The 1396-nt window shown below is 40.4% G+C and carries 1 pseudogene; it reads right to left on the bottom strand.

The annotated features are described in order from the left end of the window. Positions 1-1396: pseudogene (locus tag QWY87_RS11695) on the bottom strand (HYR-like domain-containing protein); the annotation flags it as partial.

Below are 1396 nucleotides of genomic sequence, written 5' to 3'. Positions count from 1 at the left end.
CTGTGTAGCAACGTTTCCATTACCATCATCAAACGACCAGGTAATTACAAAACTACCTTGTGTGTTATAAGTAAGTGCATCACTTGTTGTTCCTGTGATTGTTGCACCACAGTTATCTACAACCGTTGGAGCGATAGCTGTTGCTGAACATTCTCCTGTTACATCTGCTAAGGCAGGGATAACTGGTGCTGTTACATCATCAACGATTACTGTCTGTGTTTGAGTAGTCGTATTTGTGTTGGCTCCTGTATAAGTCCAGGTAATTGTATATGTTCCTTGTACATTATATGTAAGTGGATCACTTGTTGTTCCGTTTACTATAACTCCTGCACAACCATCTGTAGCTGTTGGAGTTGATACTACAACAACACTACACTCACCTGTTAAGGTAGCTAAGTTAGTCACTACTGGAGCAGGAACTCCTGTGTCCTGTACTTCTATATTCTGTGTCTGAGTAGTTGTATTTCCGTTTCCATCATCATAAGTCCAAGTAACTACTGTAGTACCTAAAGTTGTAATTGGTAAAGAAGCATCACTACTAACAGTAACTGTTCCACAGTTATCTGTAGCCGTTGGTGCTGTTAAACTTGTTACACTACATTCTCCTATTACATTTGGTAATGTACCTAAATCAGCAACTGGTGCTGTTACATCATCAACTATTACTGTCTGATCTACATCTATACTGTTTCCGTTACCATCATCAAAGGTCCAGGTAATTGTAAAGTTACCTTGTGTAGTATATGTTAGTGCATCTGTTGTTGTTCCCGTAATTGTTCCCTCACAAGCATCCGTAGTAGTTGGTGCCACTGCTGTTGCTGAACACTCGCCTGTTACATCTGCTAATGTTGGTACAACTGGTGCTGTTACATCATCAACGATTACATTCTGAGTCTGTGTAGCAACGTTTCCATTACCATCATCAAACGACCAGGTAATTACAAAACTACCTTGTGTAGTATAAGTAAGAGGATCACTAGTTGTTCCTGTGATTGTTCCTGCACATAAATCTGTAGTTGTTGGTGCTACAGCTGTTGCTGAACATTCCCCTGTTACATCTGCTAATGTTGGTACAACTGGCGCTGTTACATCATCCACGATTACATTCTGCGTCTGTGTAGCAACGTTTCCATTACCATCATCAAACGACCAGGTAATTACAAAACTACCTTGTGTAGTATAAGTAAGAGCATCACTTGTTGTTCCTGTGATTGTTCCTGCACATAAATCTGTAGTTGTTGGAGCGATAGCTGTTGCTGAACATTCTCCTGTTACATCTGCCAAGGCAGGAATAACTGGTGGAGTTGTATCGTCATAGTTGTAAACCTGTACTGCTGTAGTACTGTTTCCATTTCCATCAGCAAAAGTCCAAGTAATATTTGTGCTTCCTCCTTCT

Source organism: Lutimonas halocynthiae (assembly GCF_030409835.1).
Taxonomy (GTDB): Bacteria; Bacteroidota; Bacteroidia; order Flavobacteriales; family Flavobacteriaceae; genus Lutimonas; species Lutimonas halocynthiae.
Note: the sequence above shows the minus strand (reverse complement) of the source record. Positions and strands in the feature narration are given on the sequence as shown.